General features: G+C 69.5%; 12 protein-coding genes and 1 pseudogene. 12 read left to right on the plus strand and 1 reads right to left on the minus strand.

What is annotated here, in order from left to right:
• Positions 1–14: 14 nt before the first annotated feature.
• The 12 genes from ABXG85_RS09605 (at position 15) to ABXG85_RS09660 (ending at position 5,738) form a co-directional block, all read left to right on the plus strand.
• Positions 15–218, plus strand: coding sequence for a hypothetical protein (locus ABXG85_RS09605; protein ID WP_353513422.1), 204 nt, complete (start codon positions 15–17; stop codon positions 216–218).
• A 295-nt stretch (positions 219–513) separates the two neighbouring features.
• Positions 514–1,029 carry a Rad52/Rad22 family DNA repair protein gene (locus ABXG85_RS09610; RefSeq protein WP_353513423.1) on the plus strand — a complete coding sequence of 172 codons (516 nt, stop codon included), beginning with the start codon at positions 514–516 and terminating at the stop codon, positions 1,027–1,029.
• A gap of 59 nt (positions 1,030–1,088) precedes the next feature.
• Complete coding sequence (locus ABXG85_RS09615; RefSeq protein WP_353513424.1) at positions 1,089–2,156, plus strand: hypothetical protein; 1,068 nt, start codon at positions 1,089–1,091, stop codon at positions 2,154–2,156.
• Positions 2,092–2,412 (plus strand): hypothetical protein, encoded by a 321-nt coding sequence (locus ABXG85_RS09620; protein WP_206201880.1) that lies wholly within the window; start codon positions 2,092–2,094, stop codon positions 2,410–2,412. The genes ABXG85_RS09615 and ABXG85_RS09620 overlap by 65 nt, the downstream gene beginning before the upstream one ends.
• A 49-nt stretch (positions 2,413–2,461) precedes the next feature.
• Entirely contained in the window at positions 2,462–2,791 is a 330-nt protein-coding gene (locus ABXG85_RS09625) for a hypothetical protein (protein ID WP_353513425.1), read from the plus strand.
• Positions 2,788–3,003, plus strand: a complete 216-nt coding sequence (locus ABXG85_RS09630; RefSeq protein WP_039457888.1) for a hypothetical protein — start codon at positions 2,788–2,790, stop codon at positions 3,001–3,003. Before ABXG85_RS09625 ends, ABXG85_RS09630 begins: the two co-directional genes overlap by 4 nt.
• Positions 2,966–3,616 (plus strand): hypothetical protein, encoded by a 651-nt coding sequence (locus ABXG85_RS09635; RefSeq protein ID WP_295426039.1) that lies wholly within the window; start codon positions 2,966–2,968, stop codon positions 3,614–3,616. Before ABXG85_RS09630 ends, ABXG85_RS09635 begins: the two co-directional genes overlap by 38 nt.
• Positions 3,617–3,720: 104 nt before the next feature.
• On the plus strand, positions 3,721–4,464 hold the full coding sequence (locus ABXG85_RS09640; RefSeq protein WP_295426041.1) for an ATP-binding protein: 744 nt from the start codon (positions 3,721–3,723) through the stop codon (positions 4,462–4,464).
• Between the two features lie 140 nt (positions 4,465–4,604).
• On the plus strand, positions 4,605–4,802 hold the full coding sequence (locus ABXG85_RS09645; protein WP_135344081.1) for a hypothetical protein: 198 nt from the start codon (positions 4,605–4,607) through the stop codon (positions 4,800–4,802).
• Positions 4,799–5,023, plus strand: a complete 225-nt coding sequence (locus tag ABXG85_RS09650) for a hypothetical protein (protein ID WP_126177623.1) — start codon at positions 4,799–4,801, stop codon at positions 5,021–5,023. The genes ABXG85_RS09645 and ABXG85_RS09650 overlap by 4 nt, the downstream gene beginning before the upstream one ends.
• A 2-nt stretch (positions 5,024–5,025) precedes the next feature.
• The gene (locus tag ABXG85_RS09655; protein WP_014511360.1) at positions 5,026–5,244 is read left to right on the plus strand and encodes a hypothetical protein; all 219 of its coding nucleotides are present in this window, start codon (positions 5,026–5,028) and stop codon (positions 5,242–5,244) included.
• Between the two features lie 35 nt (positions 5,245–5,279).
• Positions 5,280–5,738, plus strand: a complete 459-nt coding sequence (locus tag ABXG85_RS09660) for a hypothetical protein (protein ID WP_353513426.1) — start codon at positions 5,280–5,282, stop codon at positions 5,736–5,738.
• 120 nt (positions 5,739–5,858) lie between these two features.
• Here the strand turns inward: ABXG85_RS09660 and ABXG85_RS09665 are convergent.
• Positions 5,859–6,000 (minus strand): annotated as a pseudogene (locus ABXG85_RS09665) (IS256 family transposase); the annotation flags it as partial.

The following is a 6,000-nucleotide window of genomic DNA, read 5'->3' on the forward strand; positions in this document are numbered from 1 at the left end:
GTAGAGCGGTGTTTTTGTACCTGAAGAGCCAGAGCAAGCTCCTGAACCTGGAGCGGGTGGTGGAGGTGCGCCTCGAGGGGAGCGCCCTGGTCTTTCTCCTGGACCACGGCGCGGTGCGGGTGGACTTCCCCACGCCGGAGGAGGCCAGGGGGGCCCTCGAGGCCTTGATGGTGGAGCTCATCTTCAAAAAGAGGATGATCCCCCTCCGGCAGAAGTAGAGGGCCTGGGGGGCTGAAGCCCCCCCAGACGGAGAGGCCTATGGAAGTCCTTCAAGTCGTCCTGGCTGTCCTGGACTTCGCCGTCCTCGCCGTGGAAGCCCTGGCCCTGACCGTGGCCCTCGCCCTCTACCTGATCTACAGGGAGGAGGCCCCCTGAAAGGGCCGAGGTAGGAAGCCCGGGGAAGGAGGGGGTTGTCTTAGCTACACGCTCACCCCCTCCTCCCCCTCCCGTGTAGCTAAGACCGAGGGCTTGGGGGGCCAAAGCCCCCCCGGAAGGAAGCGAAGGAGGTGAAGGATGACGGTAGCGGAAGCGATTGCCAGGCTCACCCGGCCCCTCACGGCGGAGGAGATCGAGTGGAAGGTGATCAGCGCCAAGAACGGGCAGACCACCATCGCCCCCTTCATCGACGCCCGGGCGGTGATGGCCCGCCTGGATGAGGCCTTCGGGCCCTTCGGGTGGCAGGTGCGCTACACCCCGGCCCAGGTGGGGGACGAGCACGGGGTCATCGCCAGCATCGCCATCAAGAACCCCGAGACCGGGGAGTGGGTGGAGAAGCAGGACGGCTCCGGGGCCACGGACATGGAGCCCTTCAAGGGGGGCATCTCCGGGGCGCTCAAGCGGGCGGCGGTGGCGTGGGGCATCGGCAGGGAGCTCTACCGCTACCCCCGGGTGGTGATTGAAGGGGAGCACCGCTACATCCCCTTCAAGGTCCTGGAGAGGTTGAAGGGCCTCCCGGACGCGGTGGCGGCGGGGAAGCCCCTCCCTGAGGTGGTGCGGCTCAACGCCAACGGGGAGACGGTGAAGCGGTAGGCGAGGAAGGGCCGGGGGGTGGGAGGGCCCACCCCTCGGTCTCCCTTTGGAGGTGGAGGATGCTCACGGCAGAGAGGACCAAGGTAGAGGCCTCGAGGCTCAAGGAGGCGCTGAAGCGCTTGACCCCTCCCCGGTACGGCCCGGACTACGTGAGCTTTGACGGGGCGAGGGTGTGGTCCACGGGCCCCGGCGGGGTGGAGGTGGAGGCCCGGGTGGGGGAGGGAAGCTTCCCCCCCGTGGCCCTCCCCCGCAGGCCCCTCCTGGGGCTCCTGGAGGAGGTGGAGGGGGAGGTGGAGGTGGCCCTCCTGGAGGGGCGGCTCCTGGTGCGGGGAGGCCCCCTCCGGGCGGAGCTCCACACCGCTCCTCCCTTCTCCCTGGCCGTCCTGGAGGAGGAGGGGGAGGAGGTTTTCCGAGCTGGGGAAGACTTCCTGAAGGCCCTGAGGAGCGCCCTCGCCCTGGGCAGGCGCCTCACCAGCCACCAGGGCAAGGTCCTGGTGGAGGTGGAGGAGCCCCGGGTGCGGGTGGCGGCCACGGACGGGTACCGCCTGCACCTCTACACTGTGAGGGCCGAGGTCTTCCGGGAAGGGGCCTACCCCCTCCCGGCGCAGGCGGAGGAGGCCCTGAAGGGCCTGGAGGGGGAGGTGTCCTTCCGCCTGGCCTGGGACGGGAGGGCCCTGGTGGCCGTGGCCCGGGACGGGCGGGCGGGCCTGCCCCTCGCGGACGGAGGCTTTCCTCCCTACCGGGGCGTCCTTCCCCAGGTGCCCCCCGTGGGCCGGATCGGGGCGGAAAGGAAGAACCTCCTCGAGGCGCTGAAGCGGGCCCTGGTGGTGGCCGCCCCCCAGAACCACCCCGTGCGCCTCCAGGCGGGCGGGGGCGAGGTGCGGGTGCAGGCCCTGGACGAGGCGTGGGCCCCCGTCTCCGAGGAGGTCCTGCCCGGGGAAGGGGACGGCGAGGTGACGGTGAACGGGCGCTTCCTGAAGGAGGCCCTGGAGGAGGTGGAGGGGGCTGAGGCCGACCTCGCCCTCTACCCCGGCCCCAGGGCGCCCCTGGTGGAGGTGAGGGATGGGCGCTTCTACGCCCTCATCGCCGGACTCCTGCCTCCCCAAAACACCGGAGGCCAGGGCTAACCGGGCGGTCCGGGGGCTCCTGGAGGAGGCCGCCTTCGGCCTTCCCTTCCTGGGGAGCCGCCTCCTCCAGGAGCTCCTCTCGGGCAGAGAGGGGAGGAAGGCGGAGGCGCTCGTCCTCGCCCGGCTACGAAAGGACCCCTACCTCGCCACGACCGTCCTCCCCCTCCCCCTTCCCCCCGGGTGGAGGGAGGCGGCGGAGGAGGGGGCGAGGGGGGACCCGAGGGTGCCCCTCTTCCCGGAGCTTCTGGCGGCGTGAGGGCTTGGGGGGGCTAAAGCCCCCCCCGGGAAGGGGCGGGAGGTGAAGGATGCTCAGACTTGAGAACGAAGTGAGGCAGGTGTTTGAGGCGTATCGGAAGGCCCTGGAGCAGGCCCTCGAGGCCACCCTGGAGCGGACCAGGGCGAAGGAGGCCCTGGAGACCCGCATCGCCCAAGGCCTCCTCTCCGGGGAGGTGCAGGGCAAGAACGCTGAGGAAAGGGAGGCCAAGGCCCGCACCCTCTACGCCGACCTCTACCGGGCCCTGGCCGAGGCGGAGGAGCGGTACCAAAGGGCCAAGACCGCCCTGGAAGTGGCCCGGACCTACACCGAAGAGGTGAGCCTCCTGGTGCGCCTGGCCTCGGAGGGGATGGGGGCGTGAGCCGGGCCCTGACCCTCGCCTTGGTCCAGCTGGAGGTGGAGCTCCTCGCCGCCCTCCGGGCCCTGGAGGAGAGGGACGAAAAGGCGGTGGAGGCCTTCCTGGTGGCCGCCCACATCTCCCTCCTGGAGCTCAAGGACACCCTCCTCATCAAGGGGCTTCTGGTGGAGGAAGAGGATGGCCCCAAGGGAGCTCTTCCCGTGGATGGGGCTTAGGGAGCGGGTCCTCCTCGTCCTCTACTACGAGGGGCCGAAGGACCTGAAGGCCCTGGCCCTCGAGCTCGCCGAGCGGCCCCGGACCCTCCGCTACCTTTTGGAGCGGGTCATCCCCGCCCTGGAGAGGGAGGGGGCCCTGGTGGTGGAGGACGGGGTGGCCCGGCTCAGCCTGGAGAAGGCCCCGACCGCCGGGCGCCAGGCCCCCGCCGAGGCTTCCGTCCCCGAGGTCCCCAAGGCCAAGAGGAGCAAAAAGAGGGAACCGAGCCCCGTCCAGGCCCTGGCGGAGGCCAACCCCCACGTGCGGGGGCTCCTCCTCCAGGTGGGGAAGCGCCTTCCCAAGGAGGCCCAGCCCCTGGCCGCCTCCCACCCCGGGGTGCTCCTCCGGGCGGCGGAGGCGGCCCTGGCCTACCCCGAGGGGCGGCGGGCCAGCGCCCTCATCCTCTGGCTCCCCGAGGTCAGGGCCTGGGCCAAGACCCTCGGGGCGGAGGCGGTGGAGGAGGCCCTACGGGAGGCGGCCAAGCACGCCCGGGAGCCCTTCCCCTACGCCAGGAAGCTCCTCGCCAAAGCCAGACCCTCACCGGACGAGGAACGGGGAGAGGTCCTGCTCTTCTAGAAGCTTTGCAGGCACAAGTGGTGGCACAACCGGTGGCACAACTGGTGGCACAAGTGTGTCAAGGGGGCTTCTAGACGAGCTTTTTAGCGAGAGGGGGTGACGGAGTGGACCGGAGCAAGCTGGAAGAAATCCTTAGGGCCCTGAAGGCGCGGGGGGTGGAGCACGACCCGGGGCTTCCCCCTTGCCCTCTGTGCGGGGCGCCCGCCCTCCGGGGGTACGATTTCCGGGCCCCGCACCGCATCGAGCACAATTGCGAGTGCGCCTACCGGGAGCCGGAGCGGTACATGGCGGAGGTGGGGAGGGTCTGGCGGCGGTGGCATTGGAGCCGGGTGTACCGGGAAGGCCTTCCCCCCGCCTACCGGGGCTACCTGGAGAGGCCCTGGGAGGGGAGGCAGAAGGAGGTGGTGGAGGTTTTGCGGAGCTGGCAGGAGGAGGGAGGGGTGGTCTACCTCTACGGCCCCCCAGGGACGGGGAAGACGCACCTGGCGGTGCGGGCGGCCTGGGGCAAGGCCCAGGAGGGGAGGCGGGCCCTCTTCCTCTCCGAGTGGGAGTTCTACGAGCGGGCCCGCCTCGAGGCCCAGGACCCCGAGGCCCCGAGGCTTCTGGACCAGGTGGACGTCCTGGTCCTGGACGACCTGGGCAAGGCCCGGCTCACCCCCTTCGCCGCCGAGGTCCTCTTCGGCCTGGTGGAGGCGGCCCACCGGAAAAGCCTGGACCTTCTCCTCACCTCCAACTACCCCCCCGAGGAGGCGGCGAGGCGGCTTGGGGAGAACGCCGAAGCCCTCCTCTCCCGGGTGAACCGGAGCGTGGAGGTGCGGGGGCCGGACCGGAGGCGGAGGGCGGGCTAGGGGAGGGCGCCGAAGCCGTGCGCGAAAGTTTTCTTTCGCGCAAATAGGAAGGGAGAAGGCCTCAAAAGCGCCCTCCCCAAGCCCTCTCAGGGCCCGGGGGCCTAGCGGCCCCACGGGAGGGGGTAGGAGGCAAGGAAAGCATGAAAGCGGTGCTTATCATCTTAAAAAACGGCAAGCTCGTGCGGCGGGAGCGGCGCTTCCCCGACTGGAAGGCCTACGAAGCCTTCCTCGAGGCCCTGTCCCGGGGGCGGTGGGCGAGGGTCTACCGCTCGGGGGCCTACCTCGAGGCCAGGCGGCAGGGCCTCTACCTGGAGGTCTTGGGGAGGGAGGAAGGATGAGGCGGGTGGTCATCCGCTTCGCGGACGGCACCACCACGAGCTTCGACCTCGTGGAGGAACGCCTGGAGCGGGACCTCCGGCACCACCTGGGCTTCTTCCCCGGCAAGAGGGTGGCCCGGGTAGAGGAGCAGATCTACGACCCCACCCACCCTCGGAGGTTCCGGTACGAGCGGCGGGAGGACCTCGAGGCCCTCTGTCTTAGCTACACGAAGGAAAGATAGGTATGGAGTTCGCGCGAGTCCTCAAGCAGGCAGAAGAGCGGCTACGCTTCTTGGGCGAGCCCCACTACTCCGGCCTCTCCGACCGTCCCTGGCCCATGGTGCCCTGGGAGGGGCGGATGGTGCGGCTCGCCCGGGAGATGCGGACGGACGGCTGGAGCGTGTGGTACGAGGTCCTGGGCCGGGAGGGGGTGGTTCTCTACGCCCTCGAGGCCCGCGTGTAAGGCGGTGAAAGGCCCTTCGGGGCATAGTGGGAGGTATGGATGCGAAAGGAATCCTGAAGACGGCGCGCTTGGCTTGGCTTCTCGCCCTCCTCCCCCTCCTCGCCGCCTGTGGGGAGCTCCCCGGGGCGGGGACGGAGGGGGAGTACCAGCTCTTGAACGCCGAGGAGCTCAGGATGCGGATCACCGCCTGGAACGGGACGCCCTTCCAGGGCACCCTCAGGGTGCTCACCCGGGAGGCGCCCGTGGTGGACGGGCGGGTCTACCTGCCCCTCAAGGGCCTCGTCCCCACCCCCGACCCCTACCTGGACGCCGACCCCTGGTGCACAGGCACCCAGGTCCAGGTGGCCTGGTGGAACGGGCTAAACGAAGTCAGGGGTGGGCTCTTCTACCCGGACGGCCTCGGTCAGCGAAGCTACCTTACGGCCCGCCTGGTCCTCCTCCCCCGGGCCCTCCCCTACCCCAAAGATCCGCCAATCCCCTTGGGGCAGGGGTAGCGGTACTAGGCCACAAGCTGCAGAAGCGATACAGGATACAGAAAGAAGGGGGCAAGGAAGTGAGCCGTTGATTAAAGTGGCCGTTACTTGAGAGGCTATCCGCCAGAGTGCTCGGTCGTGTCAAGATTTATGTGTAAGCGTCTGTGTACGGGGGGCATACCGCTCCTGAAGCATCTTCTCCAGCACCTCCTTCACCTCCGAGAACCCCTTTAGTTTCCGTTCTGCCCACCTCCCTTCCTGCCTCTCCGACTCCAGGTAAAGA

The sequence above is a fragment of the Thermus sp. LT1-2-5 genome, from assembly GCF_040363165.1.
Lineage (GTDB): Bacteria > Deinococcota > Deinococci > Deinococcales > Thermaceae > Thermus.

Bases quoted from the DNA above. Each gene is read 5' to 3' on its own strand.
- ABXG85_RS09650 (WP_126177623.1), top strand. From the start codon at position 4,799: ATGAGGCGGGTGGTCATCCGCTTCGCGGACGGCACCACCACGAGCTTC.
- ABXG85_RS09620 (WP_206201880.1), top strand. From the start codon at position 2,092: ATGGGCGCTTCTACGCCCTCATCGCCGGACTCCTGCCTCCCCAAAACA.
- ABXG85_RS09645 (WP_135344081.1), top strand. From the start codon at position 4,605: ATGAAAGCGGTGCTTATCATCTTAAAAAACGGCAAGCTCGTGCGGCGG.
- ABXG85_RS09615 (WP_353513424.1), top strand. From the start codon at position 1,089: ATGCTCACGGCAGAGAGGACCAAGGTAGAGGCCTCGAGGCTCAAGGAG.
- ABXG85_RS09635 (WP_295426039.1), top strand. From the start codon at position 2,966: ATGGCCCCAAGGGAGCTCTTCCCGTGGATGGGGCTTAGGGAGCGGGTC.
- ABXG85_RS09610 (WP_353513423.1), top strand. From the start codon at position 514: ATGACGGTAGCGGAAGCGATTGCCAGGCTCACCCGGCCCCTCACGGCG.
- ABXG85_RS09625 (WP_353513425.1), top strand. From the start codon at position 2,462: ATGCTCAGACTTGAGAACGAAGTGAGGCAGGTGTTTGAGGCGTATCGG.
- ABXG85_RS09655 (WP_014511360.1), top strand. From the start codon at position 5,026: ATGGAGTTCGCGCGAGTCCTCAAGCAGGCAGAAGAGCGGCTACGCTTC.
- ABXG85_RS09660 (WP_353513426.1), top strand. From the start codon at position 5,280: ATGGATGCGAAAGGAATCCTGAAGACGGCGCGCTTGGCTTGGCTTCTC.